Annotated in this window: 17 protein-coding genes and 2 pseudogenes; 15 read left to right on the top strand and 4 right to left on the bottom strand. The window is 63.8% G+C overall.

The features are described 5' to 3' along the window. Positions 1–140 precede the first annotated feature (140 nt). Positions 141–1259, bottom strand: coding sequence for a porin (locus tag H1S04_RS12125; protein WP_181745829.1), 1119 nt, complete (start codon positions 1257–1259; stop codon positions 141–143). A gap of 685 nt (positions 1260–1944) precedes the next feature. Between H1S04_RS12125 and H1S04_RS18745 the strand changes: the two are divergent. Continuing rightward, positions 1945–2138 (top strand): annotated as a pseudogene (locus tag H1S04_RS18745) (IS481 family transposase); the annotation flags it as partial. Positions 2139–2396: 258 nt separating this feature from the next. Here the strand turns inward: H1S04_RS18745 and H1S04_RS12115 are convergent. The 3 genes and pseudogenes from H1S04_RS12115 to H1S04_RS12105 form a co-directional block, all read right to left on the bottom strand. Next, positions 2397–4196 (bottom strand): NAD(P)/FAD-dependent oxidoreductase, encoded by a 1800-nt coding sequence (locus tag H1S04_RS12115; RefSeq protein WP_181745828.1) that lies wholly within the window; start codon positions 4194–4196, stop codon positions 2397–2399. Positions 4197–4342: 146 nt separating this feature from the next. Further along, positions 4343–6070: a sigma-54-dependent Fis family transcriptional regulator gene (locus H1S04_RS12110; protein ID WP_181745827.1), complete on the bottom strand. Its 1728-nt coding sequence runs from the start codon at positions 6068–6070 to the stop codon at positions 4343–4345. Positions 6071–6338: 268 nt separating this feature from the next. Continuing rightward, positions 6339–6864, bottom strand: a pseudogene (locus H1S04_RS12105) (heavy metal translocating P-type ATPase); the annotation flags it as partial. Positions 6865–7023: 159 nt separating this feature from the next. Between H1S04_RS12105 and H1S04_RS12100 the strand changes: the two are divergent. The 14 genes from H1S04_RS12100 to H1S04_RS12035 all read left to right on the top strand — a co-directional run bounded on the left by H1S04_RS12100 (position 7024) and on the right by H1S04_RS12035 (position 22331). Then, positions 7024–7833, top strand: coding sequence for an ABC transporter ATP-binding protein (locus H1S04_RS12100; protein WP_181745826.1), 810 nt, complete (start codon positions 7024–7026; stop codon positions 7831–7833). Positions 7834–7856: 23 nt separating this feature from the next. Next, positions 7857–8660, top strand: coding sequence for a transporter substrate-binding domain-containing protein (locus tag H1S04_RS12095; RefSeq protein WP_181745825.1), 804 nt, complete (start codon positions 7857–7859; stop codon positions 8658–8660). 65 nt (positions 8661–8725) lie between these two features. Beyond that, the gene (locus tag H1S04_RS12090; RefSeq protein ID WP_181745824.1) at positions 8726–9424 is read left to right on the top strand and encodes an ABC transporter permease; all 699 of its coding nucleotides are present in this window, start codon (positions 8726–8728) and stop codon (positions 9422–9424) included. After that, the gene (locus H1S04_RS12085; protein WP_181745823.1) at positions 9424–10110 is read left to right on the top strand and encodes an ABC transporter permease; all 687 of its coding nucleotides are present in this window, start codon (positions 9424–9426) and stop codon (positions 10108–10110) included. The genes H1S04_RS12090 and H1S04_RS12085 overlap by 1 nt, the downstream gene beginning before the upstream one ends. Further along, the gene (locus H1S04_RS12080) at positions 10111–11217 is read left to right on the top strand and encodes a M20/M25/M40 family metallo-hydrolase (protein ID WP_181745822.1); all 1107 of its coding nucleotides are present in this window, start codon (positions 10111–10113) and stop codon (positions 11215–11217) included. It abuts the gene before it with no gap. Positions 11218–11303: 86 nt separating this feature from the next. Then, positions 11304–11669, top strand: a complete 366-nt coding sequence (locus H1S04_RS12075; protein WP_181745821.1) for a nuclear transport factor 2 family protein — start codon at positions 11304–11306, stop codon at positions 11667–11669. A gap of 21 nt (positions 11670–11690) precedes the next feature. Beyond that, complete coding sequence (locus H1S04_RS12070; protein WP_181745820.1) at positions 11691–12995, top strand: aspartate aminotransferase family protein; 1305 nt, start codon at positions 11691–11693, stop codon at positions 12993–12995. 21 nt (positions 12996–13016) lie between these two features. After that, entirely contained in the window at positions 13017–14246 is a 1230-nt protein-coding gene (locus H1S04_RS12065) for a Zn-dependent hydrolase (RefSeq protein WP_181745819.1), read from the top strand. Positions 14247–14294: 48 nt separating this feature from the next. After that, entirely contained in the window at positions 14295–15749 is a 1455-nt protein-coding gene (locus tag H1S04_RS12060; RefSeq protein ID WP_370470514.1) for an NAD-dependent succinate-semialdehyde dehydrogenase, read from the top strand. Between the two features lie 18 nt (positions 15750–15767). Further along, the gene (gene speB, locus H1S04_RS12055; RefSeq protein ID WP_181745817.1) at positions 15768–16721 is read left to right on the top strand and encodes an agmatinase; all 954 of its coding nucleotides are present in this window, start codon (positions 15768–15770) and stop codon (positions 16719–16721) included. A 3-nt stretch (positions 16722–16724) separates the two neighbouring features. Further along, the gene (locus H1S04_RS12050; RefSeq protein WP_181745816.1) at positions 16725–17903 is read left to right on the top strand and encodes a pyridoxal phosphate-dependent aminotransferase; all 1179 of its coding nucleotides are present in this window, start codon (positions 16725–16727) and stop codon (positions 17901–17903) included. Further along, positions 17896–19551, top strand: coding sequence for a 5-guanidino-2-oxopentanoate decarboxylase (locus H1S04_RS12045; protein ID WP_181745815.1), 1656 nt, complete (start codon positions 17896–17898; stop codon positions 19549–19551). The genes H1S04_RS12050 and H1S04_RS12045 overlap by 8 nt, the downstream gene beginning before the upstream one ends. Beyond that, complete coding sequence (locus H1S04_RS12040) at positions 19538–20923, top strand: FAD-binding oxidoreductase (RefSeq protein WP_181745814.1); 1386 nt, start codon at positions 19538–19540, stop codon at positions 20921–20923. Before H1S04_RS12045 ends, H1S04_RS12040 begins: the two co-directional genes overlap by 14 nt. Continuing rightward, on the top strand, positions 20916–22331 hold the full coding sequence (locus H1S04_RS12035; protein WP_181745813.1) for an aldehyde dehydrogenase family protein: 1416 nt from the start codon (positions 20916–20918) through the stop codon (positions 22329–22331). Before H1S04_RS12040 ends, H1S04_RS12035 begins: the two co-directional genes overlap by 8 nt. The last annotated feature ends 6 nt before the right edge of the window (positions 22332–22337 follow it).

Here is a 22337-nt window from a genome sequence, read left to right as displayed (position 1 = left end):
GCCTGCGGTTTCACAAATGAAGTTCACGCAGGTCGGCGCCGCTTCTGCCCGACAGGTCGGGTTTCGGCCTCTGCCCCTGCGCAACGTAAAAGGGCTTACCTGGACGACAGGGGCGGTATTGTGCCGCCCCTGTCGTTTGCTCAGAATTTCCAGCGGGCGCCTACCATGTAGGAGGTGGCCTTCTGATAGCTGGTCGCGTTGTCGTCATAGTCGTAGCTGCGATAACCCGCATAGATGTCAGTCTTCAGGCTGGCAACATTCTGAACCATCGCGACTCCCCAGCTTTTCGCGCTGTCGCCGTCGCTGACCATGTCCTGACCGTTGTAATAATCGACGGCGAGACTGGTCTTCCCCCAGTCGACCCAATTGCCGACATAGCCGACCTGGCCATAATAATAGGAGCCTGCATCGTTGCGCTCACCCACCGTGAGGGCGGCATTGAAGCCCGAGGGCAGCAGCACCGAGGCCGAGGCGAAGGTGTCCTTCACGTCATCGCCTCCGTCCTCGCGGTCACGCACGCTGTGCCCCACCCCGCCAGTGATCGTGATCCCGCTCGCAAGCTCATTCTCGTAAGCCAGCGCCAGATCCCAGTAATCGTCGCCGTCGTCGCTGTTCAGGATGTTGCGGCCATAGGCGGTGCGCAGGCTGACGCCCATGTATGAGGGCGAGTCATAGCGGATACGGCCGCGACGGCTTCCATCGAAACTGCCAAAAGCATCGCCAACAGAAATGCCGCTCAGCGTGCCGTCGGTCTGACGCAAGAAGTAGCTGCCCGCTGCATCGCCGATCGCCACGTCATTGACTACCGTGGTCGGGCTCTGGCTTTCTTCGCCGATTCCGTCGGTGGCCATGCTGCCCTGACCCAGGTAGAATGTCCCGTAGTTGGGGGTCTTCAGCGAGAAATCGACATGGCGAAGATTTTCGCGGTCCCAATGCAGGCCCCTGTCCTCACCGAACTGGCTGATTGAATCGCTCGCACGGAAACCGATGGCGGTTTCGAATTTGAAGTTCAGCTCATAGTCCCCGATTGGCTGGAAAATGGTGAAGCCGACACGGGAACTCGACTTTGCGTTGTCCGCCAGCTCGCCCTGGCTTTCCGCGCCGTCGTTGAAATGGGTCCAGGACGGGCTGAATTGACCATAGAAGGTAAACGTACCTTCGGATGCTGATTCATAGGTCGGTCCAGCGTGGGCGGGCAGCGTGAAAAGCAGCGCGGCGCTGGAAAGACCCAGAACCGATAATGGGAGGAAGGAGCGCATAGGAGTCCTTTCTTCGGACGATAGCCATGGAGCGCCATCCGCGAGGGTTCGGATCGAATGATAGGCCTGGCCGCCCGAATGCGGGTGGATATGGTGATTGAGCGCAGCCAGCTGCTCGGCTTGACCGCGTGACCACAAAGGCCCCATTCTCCGCGCTCAGTCAATATTGGTAAGTATACTTTTTATATGAATTTTATATGATAACAGAAAGTTGCGAACACTTTGACGTCATCAGGGGTCTGTCCCCATTGATTTCATCTGGGTAGTATCCCTTATCTTGGCACCCTCTATGATGACGTCCGTCGCGCGCAGATCCCAAGGGCCGGCGGCAGACCGGCGGAGGCGCCTTTTCACGACCTTGTCGCAATTCAGACGGCTCGCCACGCCATGACAGAAATGCGTTTTGACGGCGTCTCACGCCGATTCGGAAAAAACAAAAACACCGCGTCACACGGCTTCACGAAATCGTGTGAACCGGCGGGAATAATCGCGCTCTCTGTGGCGTCTCTCTCGCGTCCTGCGACGGTTGCCCATGGCGGTGAAACCGCATCGCGAGGGCATCATGCGTCTTATCACTTTGGCTTTTCTGCGCTTGTCGGTAGGGGCACCTGCCTTGGCGGCGCCGGAACTGTTTGATCCCACGGTTTGATGGTGTGATCCTTTCTTTGGAATGGAAGGATGCCCAATGGGACAAGTTCGTCACGGCAGCGCCACGACCACGCACGCCGTCAGAGCAGCGATACAGCGATCGCAAGCTTCTCTCGCGCAGCTGAGCCGGGAACCGGGTACGACCCCAAGACCGTTGCGAAGGGGCGCAAGCGCGCAACGGTCGAGGATATGAGGACCGGACCATCGGAGCCGCGCTCTACGGTCCTGTCGGCGGCGCGGGTGACAACGGGGCCATCGAACTCCTGCGCCGCGTCGGCCAGCACGTCGTCGCGGAGGTCCACCAGCGCGATTTTCGCACCGTCCGCCGACAGGCGTTTCGGGATGCCCAGCCCGATGCCGCGCGCGCCGCGGGTGATCAGAGCGACACTTCCGGCAAGAGGTTTTCCGGAAGTGGTCATGAGAGGTCTCCCTCTTTGAGGGCAGGACGGGTCCGCCCGCTTCGCCGCAGCGCCGGGCGGACCACAATCGTCAGGACAGGTGATGAACTTCCTGAAGCCGGTAAACGGGGGTATCGATCCCCTCCATCCGGGCCTTCAGTTGCAACGCCAGATACAGCGAATAGTGGCGTGACTGGTGCAGGTTGCCACCGTGGAACCACAGCGCCTCCTGCTGGGTCGGTTTCCACATGTTGCGCTGCTCGCCTTCCCACGGGCCGGGATCCTTGGTGGTATCTGATCCCAGACCCCAGACCTTGCCGACACGGTCGGCGATTTCTTGCCCCATCAGATCGGCCGCCCAGCCATTCATGGAGCCGTAGCCAGTGGCATAGACGATCAAATCCGCCGGCAGCACCTGGCCCGAGGCCAGTTCGACCCCCTCGGGCAGGATGCGCGCGACATCGCCCTGCACGACCTTGACATCGCCGTCGATGATCAACTGGCTGGCGCCCACGTCGATATAATAGCCAGATCCGCGGCGCAGGTACTTCATGAACAGGCCCGACCCGTCATCGCCCCAGTCGAGCTTGAACCCGGCCTTTTCCAGACCGTCGTAGAAATCCTTGTCGCGTTCCCTCATCTGGTCATAAAGCGGGATCTGCCACTGATGCATGATCCGGTAGGGAAGGGACGCAAAGACCAGATCGGCCCTTTCCGTCGTCATGCCGTCCTGCACAGCCTTTTCGGAATAAAGCGCCCCAAGACCGATCTCCATCAGCGAATTCGAGCGCACGATATGAGTCGAGGATCGCTGGACCATGGTCACGTCGGCATCGTGTTCCCAGAGTGCGGCGGCGATATCATGGGCAGAGTTGTTTGCACCGATGATGACGACCTTCTTGCCCGCATAGGCGTCGGGGCCGGGATGGGCCGAGGAATGATGCTGATCGCCCTTGAAGCTGTCAGCGCCCGTAAAATCGGGAATGCGCGGCTTGCCCGACATGCCGGTGGCCAGAACCAATTGCTTGGGCCGCAAGGTGACGTCGCGCCCGTCGCGGTTGACCTCGACCACCCACTCGCCGGCGGCCTCGTCGTAATGAGCTGATTTTGCTTCTGTTTTTGACCAATAATTCAGCTCCATCACCTTGGCATACATTTCTAGCCAATCGCCGATCTTGTCCTTGGGCGCAAAGACCGGCCAGTTTTCGGGGAACTTGATATAGGGCAGGTGATCATACCAAACGGGGTCGTGCAGGCACAGCGACTTATACCGTTTGCGCCACTGATCGCCGGGGCGCTCATGCTTGTCGATGATTATGGCGGGCACGCCAAGCTGGCGAAGCCGCGCGCCAAGCGCAATGCCGCCCTGCCCGCCTCCGATCACCAGAACATAGGGCTGGCGGGTATAGCCCAATTCGGCGGCCTCGGCCTCGCGTTCCTCCAGCCAGCTTGGACGGTTCTTGCCCGCGCCATGCTTGGCGCCCAAAGGCCGGGCAAAGCCCTTGGCTTCTTCATGTCCCTTGATTTCCTGGAGTGCGGTCAGCAGCGTCCAGATCTGACCGTCGCGCAGCCGGATCAGGCCGTAACCCCTTCCCACCGCCGTTTCAAAGTGGATCCACGCGGTAATAATGCCGCCATCTTCGGTCGCGGGCTCGACCGGGTCCACCTTCCAGCCCGAAGGCTGCGCGCTGGCTAATTGATGGCGCAGCATGTCGGCCACCTGATCGCGACCTTCCATCGTGCGCAGGTTCCACGTCAAGGCGACCAGATCGCGCCAATAGCAATCGCTGACGAACATCCCTGCCGCACGGTCGGCATCTGCGGCCGCCAACGCCGCGCCGAAATCATCCAGAACCTGCTGCACCTGATCGGTCACACGGGCATCAAGCATCTTTCCTCCTCCTGAAAATGCGTGTTCCTCCGAAGATCAGGATGCAGGGCGACGGCCCGCCGGGCCAAGACTTTCACGCCTTGGGTCACGGGCCGCGCCGGTTTTGGCAGCGGCGGTTGCAGACGCAACGCCGCGCAACAGCCCTGCTAGGGTGGCGTCAGCCCTTCACGCCGCACCCGACGCAAAATGGTCGAACGGTTGAGCCCCAGCCGCCGCGCCGCCAGCGCCATATTCCATCCGCAAGCGTCCAGCACCGATTCGAGGCTTTCGGGTTCGCCCGCAAGCGCCAGCACCGGGTCGGGCAGATCGGCGCAGTCTATCGTAGCTCCATCGGACAAGGCCACGGCCACATCAAGCGTGCTGGCGAGCTCGCGCAGATTGCCCGGCCAACTGCGCGATTTCAGCGCGCTCTGCGCGGCGGGAGTCAGCCGGCGCCCGTCGGGGTTGCGCGCGCGCAGCATCCGGTCGAGTAGCCAGTCGAAATCTTGTCGCAGCCGCAGCGGCGGGACGGCCAGCGCGACCGCTGCGATGCGGAAAAACAGATCGCTGCGGAAATCGCCCCGCTGCGTCATCGCCGCCAGATCGGCGCGCGCCGAGGCGATCACCCGCAGCTTCGCATCGCTCAGCAGGGTCTGAACCGCGGCCTGCGCGTCAGGCAACAGATCATCGGCGCCCTGTAAAAACAACGTCCCATGCGCCGCCGCCTGCGGGTGCAGCGCCGCAATGGATGCGGGCTCCGCCCCGGCGCAATCGAGCGTGATAAAGGGTCGCGCCTGCGGGTCGCACATATGGATGGCGCGGGCCAGCCTCTGCTTTCCCGTCCCGGTTTCGCCCAGCAACAACAAGGGTATATGTGTCCGAGCCAACTTGGCCGCGCGCGCCAGAAGATGCTGCATCGCGGGGTCCGGCCCGGCAAGGCTGGACAGCCCGCCCGGCAGAACCGCCCCCGCATTGCGCGCCACGCGCGGCGTCTGCGGGGCAATCGCGTGACCAAACAACGCTCGCCCGTCGCGCAGCCGGATTACCCGTTCTTCGGTCGGGCGGCCGCGCAACAGGTCGGGCAGATCGTCGATTCCGATCTCGATCAGCCAGTCGATGCGCTGCCCCAGCAGATCCCCCCCGAGCACCCGCTGCGCGCCGTGCGTCAGCCCGATGATCCGCCCCGAAGCGTCCAGCGCAATCGCGGCCTCGGGATCGACATCCAGAAATTCGGGGCTCGCCGACAACCGCAACACCCAGTCGCGCCGCGACATGGCCATCAGGTTCGCCATTTCGATCCGACGGGCGGCGGCGCGCACCATCGTCATCGCAAGATTTTGGCTCGGCTTGGGCAGGACCGAACGCAAGAGCGACACGTCCAGCACCGCCGCCAACGCACCCGTGCTGTCAAAAATCGGCGCCGCTGTGCATGACAGCGGGGTGTGGTGAAGGTCGAAATGATCGCTCTGATGGATCGTCACCGCCTCGCCGGTGAACAGACAGGCCCCCACGGCGCAGGTGCCCGCGCGATGTTCGCTCCAGTCCGAGCCCAGATACAACCCCGCCGCGCGCAGTGCGTCCTTGTGCTGCGGCTTGCCGAGGAAGTCGACAGTCACCCCCTGCGCATCCGCCAGTAGCAAAACATAATCCTGCCCCGCCAATTGCCGATACAGGGCATCCAGCCCCGACCGCGCCATCCCGATCAATTGGCCAGATTGCTCGCAGTGGTCGCGCAATTCGGCCTCGGTGACGATATGGGCAGGCGAAGGACGCGTGGGGTCCAGCCCATGCGTCTCGATGCAGCGCCGCCAACTCTCTGCGACGGCCCCGTCACGACCCGTCGACTGGCCGCGCATGACGCGTTCGATTTCGGCGGCGTGATCCTTGTCGTGCATGACAGTCTCCCGTTTCGGGATGGTCCCGCCTATGCTTGGGCGCGACGCCCGGTAAAGCAACCCGAAACTGCCGTCCGCAGGTCCTGCACCATCGACCAGATGGTCGCGACCAATGCGTTGCTCAGAGAGATACTGGACGAGGTTCGGGTCCAGGGCGCCCCTGACGCCCGCGACGGGGCGCGGGCGAGGCTACACGGCGATATGTCTTCTCCGATACACATAATTGATAAACAGACAGAAAATATCCTTAGTTTTTTGGATCATCATGTCCGATTTCGGCGGTTGCGGTGATGGAAGTCGGCGTCGCAGCCCGAGCGCACAGGGACAGGCGATGGCAAAGATGAAGGCGGCCTGCGGCCCGAAGATCAGCCAGACGATAAAGGCGACAATGGCGATCGCCACCAAAATCACCGCGACCCGGTCTGCCAACTTCTGAGTGCGCGCCTTGGAGCGGCTTGCGCCGGCGCCCATCTGCACGATCTGTGCCAGAACGGTGTCGGCGCCCACATTGGTCACCCGGATCGTCGGCGCACCGTTCCTGTTGATCGTGCCGCCGGTCACGCGGTCGCCGGGAGTCTTTCGGCCGGAACTGGCTCGTCGGCAATCATGCTTTCATCGACGGCGGGGCGGCCTTCGACCACCTTGCCATCGATGTGAACGCTGTCGCCCGGCCGCACGCGCAACAGATAACCGGCGACGATGTTTTCCGGCGGCGCGTCATATTCGCTGCTATCCGGCAGGATGCGCCGCGCGGTCTTGGGCGTCAGCTCCATCAGCGCCCGAAAGGCGCGACCGAAACTGCCGTTTTGCAGTTTTTCCGAAGCGCATCGATGGCGGGCATGGCCTGTGGCCACTGGCCGCCCGGCGCACTTACCCCGCACAGATCAATTCAACTACTAGACTCACAATCTGTTTTATGGCATTTTATTCCGAAATTCAGATTAAAGGGTGCCATGCAAGCTCAAAGCCAAGTCGCCTTCGACCCGTCGCAGGGGACTGCCGAAACGGTCCTGTCCGTTGATAATCTGCACAAATCCTTCGGGGCGCTTGAGGTTTTGAAGGGGATTTCCCTTGAAGCGCATAAGGGGGATGTGATCTCGATTCTCGGCTCCTCCGGCTCGGGGAAAAGCACCTTTCTGCGCTGCCTGAACCTGCTCGAGACCCCGAGCACGGGCGACATCCGCCTCAAGGGAGAGCCGGTGTTTTCGTCGAAGGATCCGAAATTTTCGACCAAACGCGACCGCGGCCTGACCGCCCGCCAGCGCTCGCGGATGCCGATGGTGTTTCAGGGCTTCAACCTGTGGAGCCACATGACCATCCTGCAGAACGTCATGGCCGCACCCAGCAAGGTCCTGAACCGCCCAGCGCATGAGGTCGAGGAACTGGCGATGTCCGTCCTTGAACGCGTTGGCATCGCCAACAAGCGCGACATGTATCCGTCGCAGCTTTCGGGCGGCCAGCAGCAGCGCGCCGCCATTGCGCGGGCGCTGGCGATGAAGCCGACGCTGATCCTGTTCGACGAGCCGACCTCGGCGCTTGACCCCGAATTGGTCGGCGAGGTGCTGCGGGTCATGCGCAAGCTGGCCGAGGAGCATGTCACCATGCTGGTCGTCACCCATGAAATGAACTTCGCGCGCGACGTCTCGACCAAGGTCGTCTTTCTGCATCAGGGGCTGGTCGAAGAAGAAGGAACCCCTGACGAGGTTTTCGGATCGCCGAAATCGCAACGGTGCCGGGAATTTCTGTCCACCACGAGCTACTAAAAAACACAAACAGGGAGCTAACCATGAAACTGCCGACTTTCGCGATGGGCATGCTGGCCGGCATCGCCATCGCCTCCGGCGCCCTGGCGCAGGAAACCATCCGCATCGCCACCGAGGGCGCCTATCCGCCGTTCAACTATGTTGATGCAAGCGGCAAGCTGGGCGGCTTCGATGTCGATATCGCCAATGCGCTTTGCGAGGCGGCCAAGCTGCAATGCGAGATCGTGGCCCAGGATTGGGACGGGATCATTCCGGGCCTGCTGGCCGAGAAATACGACGCCATCATCGCCTCGATGACCATGACGCCCGAACGCGCGGCGGTCGTTGCCTTCACCGACAAATATGCGCAGGTTCCGGTCCGGTTCGTGGTCAGCAACGAATTGGCCGACCAGATCGACTCAACGCCGGGCGAGGGTATCGAGCAGCAGAAAACCGCGCTGGCGGGCAAGACGGTGGGCCTTGTCGCCGCAACCGCTGCGGAACCCTATGTCCGCGACACGTTCGGCGATACCGTGACCTATCGCGGTTATCAGAAAATGGATGACGCGATACAGGATCTGATCGCTGGCCGGATCGACGCCTATGCCGATGGCGCCGTCCCGATCGAAAATTTGTTCCTGTCGCGCGACGAGGGCAAAGGTTTCCGGTTCGGCGGCGACGCGTTCTCGGATCCCACCTATTTCGGAACCGGCAACGGCATCGCCGTGCGCAAGGACGATCCCGAGCTTCTGGAAAAGCTGAACACGGCACTGGCCCAGATCCGCGCCGACGGCACCTATGCCAAGATCAACGACAAATACTTCTCGTTCGATATCTACGGTGAGTGATCGCCGTCTGCCGCCGCGGTGACGCGGCGGCAGCACCATCTCACTTCACATTTCTCGGGGGCGCAATGCTTCAAGGATACGGCCCGCTGCTCCTGAAGGGGCTGGCGATGACGATTGGCGTGTCGCTGGCGGCTTTCGCGGTGGCATTCGTTCTGGGATTGCTGGGCGCTTCGGCCAAGCTTTATGGCGGCCGCGTGCTGCGCACGATCGCGGAAATCTATACCGTCGTCATCCGCGGTGTTCCCGAACTGGTGCTGATCCTGCTGATCTATTACGGGACGCCTACCCTCATCCAGACGCTGGTCCGCACCTTCGGGCCGGAATCTATGTCGCGGTTCCGGGTCGATTTCGATCCCTTTATCGCCGGCGTCTGCACGCTTGGCCTGATCTACGGCGCCTTCGCGACCGAGGTGTTTCGCGGCGCCATCCGCTCGATCCCGAAGGGGCAGATCGAGGCCGGCATCGCCTATGGCATGACCGGCTTCACCCTGATCCGCATGGTGATCTTTCCGCAGATGCTGCGCTTCGCGATTTCCGGCCTCGGCAATGTCTGGCTGGTTCTGGTCAAGGCGACGGCGCTGATCTCGGCCATTCAGCTGGACGAGCTGATGCGCTCGGCCGAGCTCGCCTCGGCCAACACGCGCGAGCCGTTCACCTTCTATCTGATCGCGGCGCTGCTTTACCTGTCGGTGACGGTGGTGTCGCTGGCGCTGATCAAGCGAACCGAACAGTTCGCATTTCGCGGAAACGAGGCGCGGGGCTGATGAATTTCGAGATTATCATCAACGCGCTGCCCAAGCTGTTCGACGGGCTTGGGGTCACCCTGACCCTGACCGCGATCACGGTGGTTCTGGGGCTGCTGATCGCGGTGCCGCTGGCCATTGCCCGGTCCTCGGGGCCGGCCTGGCTGAACGCGATTGTCTTCGCCTACACCTTCTTCTTTCGCGGCACGCCGCTGCTGGTGCAGCTTTATCTGGTCTATTACGGTTCAGGCCAGTTCCGGCCGCAGCTTGAAGCCGCCAACCTGTGGTGGTTCTTCCGCGATCCGTGGAACTGCGCGATCCTGACCTTCACCCTGTCGACCGCCGCCTATACGACGGAAATCATCCGGGGCGCGATTCTGGCGGTGCCTACCGGGCAGCGCGAAGCTGCGAAAGCCTATGGCATGACCCCGTTCCAGCGGACGCGAATGGTCATCCTGCCGCAGGCGTTTTCCTATGCGATCCCGACCTACATGAACGAGATCGTCTTTCAGCTTCAGGCCACGGCATTGGTGTCGCTGATCACCATTCCCGACCTGACCGGGGTGGCGACGGTCATCGCCAACCGGACCTATGCGCATTACGAGCTCTATCTGACGGCCGCGCTGTTCTATCTGGTGGTGGTCTATGCGCTGCTCCTGGTGCTGAAGCAGGTCGAGCGTCGGCTGACGCATCACATGACGGTCTAGATGGGCGAGGAACAGGCGCCATCCGTCAAGAACACGCTGGAAATCCTGTCCTGGCTGGTGTCCATGGACACGGTGCAGCCCGCAGGCGTCCGGCGCTGTCAGGACGAAATCCGGCACCGGTTGCGGGGCGTAACCTCTGCGCTGCATCTGTGCGATTTCGGCACCGGTCGGAACCTCATCGCGCATTTCGGCGCGGCGAAAACCGGCGGGGTGATGCTGGCCGGGCATCTGGATGTGGTTCCGGTTTCCGGGCAGAGCTGGACCGGCGATCCGTTTCAGCCCTCCATCCGCGACGGCAGGATCTATGGGCGTGGCACCACGGACATGAAGGGGTTCGTGGCCTGCGCGCTGGCGCTGGCGCCGCTTTTCGCCCGCCGCGCCGCGACCTGCCCGCTGACCATCTGCCTGACCCCGGACGAGGAAACCGCATTCGAGGGCGCCAAGGCGCTGCCCGCTCAGCTGCGGGATTTGGGCATTGCGCCGGGGGGTGTCATCGTGGGCGAGCCGACGATGATGGCGGTCGGACGGGCGCATTCCGGCTTTGCCGATATGGAAAGCGTCTTCTCGGGCATCGCCGCCCATGCCTCGCGGCAGGATCTCGGCGCCAATGCCATCTATGCGGCCAGCGATTTCGTCGGCCGTCTGGCCGCGCTCGACAAGCGTTTTGCGCCCGAGGGCACCCGGATCAGCGTTGGCCGCATCACCGGCGGAAGCGCCCGGAATATCGTGGCCGAGACCTGTTCCGTCGAATGGGAAATCCGTCACGCGACGGCGAAGCCCCCGGTAGAGCTACAACAGGCCATCACAGAAATCGGGCCCTTCGACGGCGTGTCGCGCAGCGATCATCAACTGACCTCGGCGGCCGGTCTTTCCGCCGGGGTCAACGATCACTTCGCGCAACGCCTATGCGATCTGGGCGGGCGGGCGGCGGAACAGCCACTGCCCTTCGCGACAGAGGCGGGGATTTATCAGGCCGCCGGGCTGCCGACGGTCGTATGCGGCCCCGGCTCGATCGAGCAGGCGCATAAACCCGACGAGTTCATCGAGATTTCGCAACTGGAAGCCTGCCTTGGGCTGCTCGCCAGTGTGCAGGACGTTCGGACCTGAGATTTTTGCGCCTGCCGAAATCCGCTTGCGTGTTTCCATAATTCGGATATTAAATCCATTAAACGGAATAAATATCGGGAATCAGGATGACCACCTTGGAGCTTCTGGACAAGTTCGCGGCAGGCTGGAACGCGCATGACGTGGATGCCCTGCTGGACTGCATGACCGATGACGGGGTGTTTTACGGCTCGGCCGGCACCGGTCCCGACGGTGCGACCTCGCGAGGCAAGGACGAGTTGCGCAAATCCTATGCGGCGCTGTGGGCGACCTTCCCGGACGCGGCCTGGAATGACGTGACCCATTTCGTCAGCGGCGACCGCGCCGTCACCGAATGGCGCTTCACCGGCACCAAGACCGACGGCAGCAAGGTCGACGTACGCGGCTGCGATGTTTTCCTGATCCGCGACGGCAAGATCGCCGTCAAGGACACGTTCCGCAAGCAAACGCTCTGACATTCGAAGGGTGAGCGAGAGATGAGCAGACTGATCTATACCGGCCTGAACGCAGGCAAGGGCACCTCTTTCAAGGTCGTGGGGGGCGATGGCGTCTATTTCCATCTGGAAGATGGCCGCAAGGTGCTTGACGCCTCCAACACCGGCGGTCCGCTGGGCCACCGTCACCCCGACATGGTCGAGGCGGTGCGCAAGGCGGCCGAAAACCCGGTCATCAACGAGGGCTGGTTCTGGAAAGAGCGTGAGCAGGCGGCGGAGGATGTCATCGACATCGCCTTTGCCGAGGAGAAAAGCTGGATCGGTGGCGTCCGCTTCTTCCTCAGCGGCGGCGAGGCGAACGATCTGGCCATGTCGCTGGCGCAGGCCCTGACCGGGCGTACCGCGCTGGCGACCCGCACCCGCGCCTTTCACGGCATGGCCGGCGTGTCCCAGCACCTGACCGTGCAGCCGCAATGGCACGGCGGGCTGTCGGTGCAGAACGGCCAGTCGCGGCCGGTGCCCTGCACCATCCCGATCCGCCAGATCCCCGAACCGCTGGGCGCGAAATACGGAACGATCAGCGACAACCGCCCGCTGGCGGACCGCCTTGAAGGGATTGAGGGCACGCTGTCCGATGCGGCCTCGGTCATCATCGACTACACACAGGGCGGGATCTATTACGACGCCGAATATCAGGATCGCGTCGCCCGCGCCGCGCGTAACGCCGGGGCCTTGTGGATCGCCGATGAGGTGGTGACCGGCACCGGCCGCGTCGGGCGGATGTTCGCCTTTCAGGGCGGCGAAACCCGGCCCGATATCGTGACCTTGGGCAAGGGTCTGGCCGGCGGGTCCTCGCCCGTCGGCGCGGTCGCGCTGTCGCAGGATATCGTCGACGAGATGAAGGACAAAAGCTGGCAGACCTATTCGACCTTCCGCGGCCATTCGCTGACGGTCGCCTGCGTGCGCGCCTATCTGCGGGTGCTGAAGCGCGACAACCTGATCGCCCGCGTGAAGCATCTGGAGGGCCTGATGGAGCGTCGTCTGGTCGAGATCGCCCGCAAGCACCCCAGCGTCGCCCGCGTCGACGGCAACGGGCTGCACTGGACGGTCGAGCTGCACGGCCCCGACTGGCGCACCTGGGAAAACAACACCGGCGAGGCCCCGATCGCCTCCAAGGTCTCGGCCCGCGCCCTTGAGGCGGGCGCGCTGATCGGCACCAGCGGCGAGCAGATTTCGCTGTTCCTCGCCCCGTCCTTCATCATCTCCGAGGCGGAACTGGAGGGGATTCTGAGCGCGCTCGATTACGGCCTCGACATCGCGGATCAGGAATACGCGGCGGCCAACTGACCGACGCGCGGGGGGAGAAGCATGGAACAGGCGCTGAGAGTCAACAAGGACCGGCTGTGGTCCTCACTGATGGAGCACGCCCGGATCGGCGGCACGGCGGATGGCGGCATCAATCGCGAGGCGCTGACGCCCGAGGATGGCGCGGGCCGCGATCTTTTCGCCGCGTGGTGCCGCGATCTGGGCATGGAGGTTGCCGTCGATGCGCTTGGCAACATGTTCGCCACCTATGCCGGCACCGATGACAGCCTGCTGTCGGTCGCCATGGGCAGCCATCTCGACACCCAACCCTGCGGCGGCAAGTTCGATGGCGTCCTTGGCGTGCTGGCGGGGCTGGAGGTGGTGCGCGCCTTGCATGACGCGGGGATCCGCACCAAGCGCCCCCTGACCATCATCAACTGGACCAGCGAGGAAGGCAGCCGCTTCGTCCCCTCGATGGCGGCCAGCGGTGTTTACAGCGACATCTTCACCATGGACGAGGCGCAGGGCTGGCAGGACCGCGAAGGCATCGGCTTCATCGAAGCGCTTCGCGAGATCGGCTATGAGGGTGACGAACCCGTCGGGCAGCGCAAATTCGACGCCTATCTGGAACTGCATATCGAACAGGGCCCGGTGCTGGAGCGGAACGGTATTCTGGTCGGCGTCGTGACCGGCGCGCAGGCGATGAGCTTCAACAACGTGTCGATCATCGGGCGCGAGGCGCATGCCGGGACCACCCCGATGAACATGCGTCTGGACCCGGTCGCCGCCTTCACCCGCATCGCCGCCGCCTGCTATGAAAAGGCCGATGCGACCGAAGATGCGCGCTTCACCATTGGGCTGATCGAAACCACGCCCGCCTCGCACAGCACCATTCCCCACCGGCTGAACTTCACGCTGGACCTGCGCCACCCCAAGGCCAGCGTTCTGGCGGAGCTGATCGCCACCTATGAAGCGGCGGCCGACAGGGAACGCGCGCGCGGCTATCAGATCGCGCGCGAGGAATTCGGCGCCTCGCCCGAACTGGTCTTTGACGCCCGCTGCATCGACGCGGTGCGTCAGGCGGTCCGCGATTGCGGCTATCCGTCCATGGAGCTGGTCAGCGGCGCCGGGCATGACGCGGTCTATGTGACCCATGTCTGTCCCACGGCGATGATTTTCACGCCCTGCAAGGGCGGCGTCAGCCACAACCCCGCCGAATCCATCACCCCGGAGGAGGCCGAGGCGGGCGCCAACGTCCTGCTGCAGGCGGCGGTCAGGCTGGCCAATGCCTGAATCCCGCAAAGCATGCCTTCCGACAGACCCATCAGCGAATGACGAAAGATGACGGTGATGACCCGAATTCCGTTCCTGCATCAGCAAGGCTATGTCGACGGCGCGTGGATCGGCGCGGACAGCGGCGCGACCTGTGACGTGGTGAACCCGGCGACGGGCGAGATCATCGGGACGGTGCCGAATATGGGCCGCTCGGAAACGGCGTCGGCCATCGCGGCGGCACAGGCGGCTTTGCCTGACTGGTCAGCGCGCACCGCCGAGGAACGCGCCGATATCCTGATGCGGCTCTATACCCTGCTGCTGGTGCATCAGGATGAGCTTGCCTTGTTGATGACGCTGGAACAGGGCAAGCCCCTTGCCGAGGCGAAGGGCGAAATCCTCTATGGCGCGTCCTTCATCCGCTGGTTCGCCGAGCAGGCCCGGCGGGTCTATGGCGACACCATTCCCGGCCATCAGCGCGACAAGCGCATCATCACCATCCGCCAGCCGATCGGCGTGGTCGGTGCAATCACGCCCTGGAATTTTCCAAATGCAATGATCGCGCGGAAGATGGGACCGGCCTTGGCCGCCGGCTGCACCTTTGTCTGCAAACCGGCGCTGCAGACGCCCTTCTCGGCGCTGGCGATGGCCGATCTGTGCCAACAGGCCGGGGTTCCGGCGGGGGTCTTCAACATCGTCACCGGCGACGCGCGCGAGATCGGCGCCGAGATGACCGCGAACCCCATCGTGCGCAAGATCACCTTCACCGGCTCGACCGGGATCGGCAAACTTCTGATGCAGCAATGCGCGGCGACGATGAAGCGGATCAGTCTGGAACTGGGCGGCAATGCGCCGTTTCTGGTCTTTGACGACGCCGATCTGGATGCCGCCGTCGAAGGGGCGATGGTCTCGAAATTCCGCAACTCCGGTCAGACCTGCGTCTGCACCAACCGCATTTATGTGCAAAGCGGGGTCCATGACGTCTTTGTCGAAAAGCTGGCGGCCGCCATGCAGGGGCTGCGGGTCGGCAATGGCGCGGAAGCCGGGATAAATCAGGGCCCGCTGATCGATGACAATGCCGTCACCAAGGTCGAAACCCTTGTGGCCGATGCCGTCGGCAAGGGCGGCCGCGTCGTGCAGGGCGGCAAGCGCCACGCCCTTGGGGGCACCTGGTTCGAGCCGACGCTGATCACCGGCGCGGCCCAAGGCATGCAGATCGCCCGCGACGAAACCTTCGGCCCGGTCGCGCCCGTATTCCGCTTCGACACCGAGGACGAGGGCATCGCCATGGCCAACGCGACCGAGTTCGGTCTGGCCGCCTATTTCTACGCGCAGGACGTGCAGCGCTGCTTCCGCGTCGCGGAAAAGCTGGAAAGCGGCATGGTCGGCGTCAATACCGGCCTGATCTCGACCACGGTCGCGCCCTTCGGCGGGATCAAGGAATCCGGCTTCGGGCGCGAGGGCTCTCACGAGGGCATGGATGAATATCTGGAAACCAAATACGTTTGCTTTGGCGGCGTTTGACAAGCGAAGGAAAACAACATGGTAAACCCGAAATACGAACCCGTTGACGCCGCTAAGGTCGCACGGTTTTCCGACATCGCCACCTTCCTGCGCACCCAGCGGGTCGAGATGAGCGACGAGATCGACATCGGTCTGGTCGGTGTTCCCTTCGACATCGGTCTGAACTATCGCGGCGGCCCGCGCGAGGCCCCGGCCGCCGTGCGTCAGGCCAGCCGGATCATCCGCAAGGCGCATCCGACCTCGGGTGTGCAGCCCTACAAGATGTGCAATATCGCCGATCTGGGTGATGCGCCGGTCAATCCGCTGAACAAGGATGAAAGCATCGAGACGATCGAGAAATTCTTTGCCGATCTGACCGCGCTGAACATCCGCCCGATCGCGGTGGGCGGCGATCATACCATCCCGACGCCGATCCTGCGCGGCATCGCCCGTCAGCAGCCGGTCGGCATCCTGCAGATCGACAGCCATGCCGATACGCTGGACGAGCTTTGCGGCACCAAGGTCAACCATGCCACCTTCATGCGCCGCGCGCTGGAGGAAGGGCTGATCGACCCCAAGCGCGTCGTGCAGCTGGGTCTGCGCGGCAGCCGCTTCAGCCCCGACGACATTGCCTTCGGATATGAGGCCGGTTTCACCATCATCACCTTCGACGAATACGAAGCGATGGGCCGCGCCGCCGCGATTGAAAAGATCCAGTCGGTGCTGGGCACCGGCCGCACCTATATGACCATCGACATTGACGGGCTGGACCCGGCCTTCTGCCCGGGCACGCCGGTCCCGGAAATCGGCGGCATCACCCCGCGCGACTGTCAGGTGATCATCCGCGCGCTTCAGGGCGTGGATCTGGTCGGCGCCGATATTTCCGAGGTCGCACCCTGCTATGACCCGACCGGCATCACCTCGATCACGGCGGCGAACCTGATGTTCGAACTGCTTTGCGTCATGTCCGATGCGGTCGTGAAAGCGAAGTAAGGGATGCGGCCTCTTTCCCCCCTGACCGACCGGATTTCCGGCCCCTCGGCAAAGGCATGGGCGGTCGGCGACGACGCCTATGACCGGATGCGGAACGGCCAGCAGATCATCCATCTGGGCGTCGGCGACCCGGATCTGGACACGCCGGCGCATATTCAGGCGGCATTGGTCAGCGCGCTGGAAGCGGGGCGGACGCATTATGCCCCGCTGGCCGGCGAGCCGGCGCTGCGGGACGCCATCGCCGCCCATGGCAGCGCGCTTTATGGCGGCGAGATTGATTCCGGCCGGGTCGCGGTCCTCAGCGGGGCGCAGGGGGCGCTGTTCTCGGTCTTTCTGACCATCGCCGGGCCGGGGGACGAGGTGATCGTGCTGGAACCCTCCTATGCCACCTATCCTGCCGTGGCCCAGATCGGCGGGGCGAAGATGGTTCCGGTCGTGCTGGACAAGGACACGGGCTATCAACTTGACCTTGTCAGGATCGAGGCCGCGATCACCGACAGGACGGTGGCGATCCTGGTGAACTCGCCCGGCAATCCCTCGGGCACCGTCTTTGCGCAGGATGATCTGAATGCGCTGGCGCGGCTGTGCCAGAAGCGGGGCATCTGGCTGGTCTCGGACGAGGTTTACTGGTCACTGTGTTACGATGGCGCGCACAGCTCGCCCTATCGTCAGGTCGAGACCCGCGACAGCGTGATCGTCGTCAACAGCCTGTCGAAATCCCATGCCATGACCGGCTGGCGGATCGGCTGGGTGATCGCGCCCGCGCCGGTGATCGCGGCGCTGACCGATCTGGCCCAGGCCCAGTATTTCGGCATCAACCAGTTCGTGCAGGAAGCCGCCGCCACCGCCCTGAACGACTCCGACACCCCGCAGCGCATTTCGGAGATCTTCAAGGCCCGCCGCGATGCCTTTGTCGCCGCGCTGAGCAAGACCAACACCCTCAGCTTTTCGGTGCCGCAGGGGGGCATGTTCCTGCTGATCGACGTGTCGGAAACCGGGCTGGACGGCAAGGCTTTCGCCGAGCGGTTGCTGGATGCCGAGAATGTTGCGGTGGTGCCGGGCTTCGGCTTCGGCGCGTCGATGAAAGATACCGTTCGTGTCGGCTTTCTGTCCGACATTCCCGTCATGGAAGAAGCCGCCAGACGGATCATCAGATTCGCAGAGGAGTTGCGCAATGGCTGACCGGACATGCGGCGAGCAGATCCCCCATCTTCTGAACAGCTACGGGATCGACACCGTCTTCGGCATGCCGGGGGTGCATTCGCTGGAATTCTATCGCACGCTGGAAGAAGCGGGCATCCGCCATGTCGGGGTGCGCCATGAACAGGGCGCGGGTTTCATGGCCGACGGCTATGCCCGCGCATCGCGCCGTCCCGGCGTCGCCATGATCATTTCCGGCCCCGGCGTCACCAATGCTTCGACCGCCATCGGGCAGGCCTATTCCGACAGCGTGCCGGTGCTGCTGCTGACGGCGGCGATTGCGTCCCGCGACGAAGGCATGGGCCGCGGGATGCTGCACGAAATCACCGACCAGCGGGGCCTGAGCAGCCCGATCACCGGGCTGAGCGCCATGGCCTATCGCGCCTCGCAGGTGCCGCAGCACCTTGCCCGCGCCTTCGCCCGGTTTTCCGCCGCGCGGCCGAGGCCGGTGCATCTCTCGGTCCCGATCGACGTGCTGGGGGAGCCGCTCGACACCACCGGTCCCGTTTCAAGCCTGCCGATGACGCCGGGCGCCGATCCCCGGATCGCGGCGCAGATCGCCGCCTTGCTGATCGCCGCCAAGCGACCCGTGATCCTTGCCGGCGGCGGCGCCGTGAACGCCTCTGATGCGCTGCGCAGGCTGGTCGAACGGAGCGGCGCGGTCTTTGTCAGCACGGTCGCGGGCAAGGGCATTCTGCCCGAAAGCCATGCCCAATCGCTCGGCTCGACCCTGCAGCGGTTACCGAGCTGCAAATACATCGCCGATGCCGATCTGGTCATCGCCTTCGGCACCGAGATCAGCGAGCCTGACCTGTATGTCACCGCCGATGTCGAGGCGGGGGGCGAGATCGATCCCGCGCTGCTGGAACCCAAGCTGACGATGAACGGCAGATTCGTGCGCATCGACATCGACCCCGACGTGCTGATCCGCGACTATGATCCCGAAATCGCCTTGCTGGCCGATGCGCGGCTGGCGGCCGAGGCGATTCTGGACGCAATGGGCGATCAGCAACCCGATGCCGAAAACCCGGCCGAAACCGTGGCCGCGATCAAGGAGGCCAATCGGGCAACGCTTTCGCCACTGGAAAAAGCCCATGACACGGTGCTGAAGGCCGTGCGCGCGGGCCTGCCACCGGACGCGCTGATCTATGCCGACATGACCCAGATCGGCTATACCGGCTGCGTGACATTCCCCGTCGACAACCCGGCCTGCTGGCATTTTCCGATGGGGTTCGGGACGCTCGGCTATGCCCTGCCCGCCGCGATTGGCGGACAGATCGCCTGTCCCGGTCGGGCGACAGCGGTGATCGTCGGCGATGGCGGCTTTCAGTTCACCCTGCCGGAACTGGCCACCGCTGTCGAACAGCGCCTGCCGCTGCCGATCATCCTGTGGGACAATGACGCCCTGGGCGAAATCGCCGATTTCATGAAGGCGCGGCAGATCCCGCAGATCGATGTCTACCCGGAGAACCCCGATTTCGAAAGCCTCGCCCGCGCCTATCGCTGCCAGTATACGCGCGCTTCGACCCCGCAAGAGGTGACAGAGGCCGTGCAAGGCGCGCTTGGCCAGAACGGCCCGACCCTGATCCACGTTCATCAGAGCGCCGGGTGGGGCGATGCGGCCGGATGAGCTTGCGCATTTCATCGACCGGCTGAAGTCCCGCGTCAGCGGGGCGGTTCATCAGGGCCAGAGCATCCGCGAGATCCATGGCCGCGATGAAAGCGCCTGTAAACCGGCGCTGCCGGATGCGGTGTTCCTGCCCGAAAGCGCCGAGGATGCGGCCCGCGCCATCAGCCTTTGTGCCGAACTGGGTGTTCCGGTGGTGCCCTTCGGCACCGGCTCCGGGCAGGAAGGCGGGGTTCTGGCGGTGCAAGGGGGGCTGTCCATCGATACCTCGGCCCTCAACCGTATTCTGGAAATCAATGCCGAGGATATGGATTGTCTGGTCGAGGCCGGCGTCACGCGTCTGCAACTGGACCGCGAATTGCGGGCAACAGGGCTGTTCTTCCCGGTCGATCCGGGTGCCGACGCCTCGATCGGCGGCATGGTCGCGACCGGTGCCTCGGGCACGACGACACCGCTTTACGGGTCGATGTCGGACAATGTGATGGGGCTGGAGGTCGTTCTGGCCGACGGATCCATCATCCAGACCGGCGGGCGCGCGCCCAAATCATCCTCGGGATACGATCTGACCCATCTTTTCGTGGCCTCTGAAGGCACGCTGGGACTGGTGACGAAAATCCGCCTGAAGCTGCGCCCGCAGCCTGAAACCCGGATCGCGCTGAAGGCGCATTTCGACAGGCTGCCCGACGCCGTCGAGGTTGTGACCAACCTGCGCTCCTATGGCATGCCCGTCGCGCGGGCCGAGTTGATGAACGCGACTCTGATGCGCGGCGTCGCCCTGCTGCAGCACGAGGCACCACCGGACCGCCACCTGCTATGCCTGGAGTTTCACGGCGAGGACGCCAGCGCCAATTCGCTGGTCAGTATCGCCACGCAGGTCATGCAGGACTTCAACGGCCACGACATCGAAGCCGTGACCCGGCCCGAGGATCTGTCGAAGATCTGGCGCATCCGCCATGCCGCATCCGAAGCCGAAAAGGCGCTGCGGCCCGGCGCGGAGGTGATCGTGACCGATATCTGCGTGCCGGTCAGCCGTCTCGCCCGGATCATCGACATGGCCGAAGGCGAACTGGCAAAGGCCAACCTGCTCGCACCGCTTTCGGGCCATCTGGGCGATGGCAATTTTCACTATGCGCTGCTGGTCGACCCGACCGACCCCAAGGAAAGCGCGCGCGCCCGTGCGTTCAAGGACTGGCTCGCCAAGGCCGCGCTGGACATGGGGGGCACGATCTCGGGCGAGCATGGCATCGGGCTTGGCAAGCGCCACCTGATGGCCGCCGCGCATGGACCGGCGCTGTCCGCGATGCGGGCGATCAAGCACGCGCTCGACCCCGGCAATATCTTCAATCCAGGGAAGGTCTTCCCCAGCCATGACTGACAGATTCGAAACCCGCATCCTGCTGAACGGTCAGCTTTGCGACGCAGAAGGGGCCGAACGCCCCGCCTATGCCCCGGCCACGGGCGCACGGATCGCCACCATCCGCGACGCGAGCCCCGAACAGGTCGATCAGGCCGTCCGCGCCGCCCGCGCCGCTTTCCCCGACTGGTCGTCGCGCATCCCCGCCGACCGCGCCGCGCATCTGCTGGCCATCGCCGACATGGTCGAGGCGAACGCGGCCGAGCTTGCGCGGCTGGAGCATCTGGATACCGGCAAGCCCTATGCGCAGGTGCTGGGCGAAGAAATCCCGATGGTCGCCGATGTGTTCCGCTTTTACGCGGGTGCGATCCGCACCACCCAGGCGCAGGCGGCGGGCGAATATCTGAAAGGCTTCACCAGCTATCTGCGCCGCGATGCCATCGGTGTCGTCGCGGGCATTTCGCCGTGGAACTATCCGCTGCTGATGGCGACGTGGAAAATGGCGCCCTGCCTTGCGGCCGGGAACACGCTCGTGCTGAAACCGTCCGAGGAGACCTCTCTCTCGATCCTGAAATTCGCCGGGCTGGTCGTGGACATCCTGCCGCCCGGCGTGCTGAACATCATTCCGGGCGCCGGCGGGGTGATCGGTTCGCAACTGATCAACCATGACCAGATCGACATGATTTCGGTCACGGGCAGCATCCGCACCGGGCAATTCGCGCTGGAAGCTGCGATCCCGACCATCAAGCGCACGCATCTTGAACTCGGCGGCCTGGCCCCGGCCATCGTGTTCGAGGACGCCGATCTCGACAAGACCGTGCAGGGGCTGCTGTTCGGCGGCTTTTATAATGCCGGTCAGGATTGCACCGCTGCCAGCCGCCTGCTCGTCGCGCAGGGGATCCATGACCGTTTCGTCGACGCGTTTCAGACCGCGCTTGCCGGCCTGAGCGCCGATTCAGCCTCGCCGGGCCCGACCCTCGGGCCGCTGATCACCAAGGCCCAGCAGGAAAGCGTTCTGCGCCGGATCGACGCCGCCGGCGACCGCGCGCTGCGGCCCGCTGGATTTACGCCGCCGGATGCGGGCGGCTATTGGGTCGGCCCGACCATCCTTCTGGAACCCGCCGGATCGGATGCCGAGATTTTCGGCCCCGCCGTCACCGTCACCCCGTTCAAGGACGAGGACGCCGCCATCGCCATGGCCAATGCGACGAAATACGGGCTGGCCTCCTCGGTCTGGACCGAGAATATCGGCCGCGCCATGCGCGTGACCGGGCAATTGCGGTTCGGCTGTTCCTGGGTGAACACGCATCAGATTCTGGCGACCGAGATGCCGCATGGGGGCCTGAAGCAATCCGGCTATGGCAGCGATCTTTCTGTCAGTGCACTGAACGATTATAGCGTAAACAGGCATATCATGATCGCACATTGAAACAGG

Origin of the sequence: Paracoccus sp. S1E-3, from assembly GCF_013868135.1 — a bacterium.
Classification (GTDB): Bacteria; Pseudomonadota; Alphaproteobacteria; order Rhodobacterales; family Rhodobacteraceae; genus Paracoccus.
This window is presented reverse-complemented; position numbering and strand designations above follow the sequence as displayed.